The sequence below is a fragment of the Micromonospora sp. URMC 105 genome (assembly GCF_051386295.1).
Lineage (GTDB): Bacteria > Actinomycetota > Actinomycetes > Mycobacteriales > Micromonosporaceae > Micromonospora.
The window spans coordinates 1-753 of the sequence record NZ_JBPQTL010000213.1 but is presented as its reverse complement, the minus strand read 5'-3'; the positions used below and the strand labels follow the sequence as shown (position 1 = coordinate 753).

1 protein-coding gene is annotated in these 753 nt (G+C 73.7%); it reads left to right on the top strand.

The annotated features are described in order from the left end of the window. Positions 1-753, top strand: a 753-nt coding sequence (locus tag ACSNN7_RS29000; RefSeq protein WP_436684222.1) for a penicillin acylase family protein, incomplete at both ends; no start/stop codon positions are given.

The window sequence follows — 753 nt, the reverse complement described above, 5'->3', positions numbered from 1 at the left end:
ACTGCCGCCACCAGCGGGTTCGCCGCGGGCGACTACTGTCTCGGCGAGTGCGCGGACATCCTGGCGCCGGGACAGAACGGCAACGCCACCCTCGTCGAGGTGCTCGCCAACCAGGCCCTCGGCACCCTGCCCCGGCACGCCGGGGACCAGCTCGGCCGGTACGCCGACCTGGTCTACGGCTACGCCGGGCTGCGCGAGGACCAGCTCGGCGCGTTCTTCAACGACGCCGGCTTCGGCGTGCCGGCCGATCAGGTGGAGCGCAGCTACTCGCCCCGGGCCGACGTGACCATCGTGCGGGACCGGGCGACCGGCGTGCCGCACGTCACCGGCAGCACCCGCGGCGGGACCATGTTCGGGGCCGGTTACGCCGGGGCCGAGGACCGGCTGTTCACCATCGACCTGCTGCGCCACGTCGGGCGCGGCACGCTCACCCCGTTCGCCGGTGGCGCGCCCGGCAACCGGGCGCTGGAGCAGAGCGTCTGGCGCAACTCGCCGTACACCGAGGCGGACCTGGCGGCCCAGGTGGAGGCGCTGCGGCGCAAGGGCCCCCGGGGCGAGCAGCTCTACGCGGACGTGCAGGAGTACATCGCCGGCATCAACGCCTACATCGGGCACTGCATGGCGCACCGCAACTGTCCCGGCGAGTACGTGCTCACCGGGCACCTGGACGCGGTCACCAACGCCGGCGGACCCGAGCCGTTCCGGATGACCGACCTGATCGCCATCGCCGGCGTGGTGGGCGGGCTGTTCGGC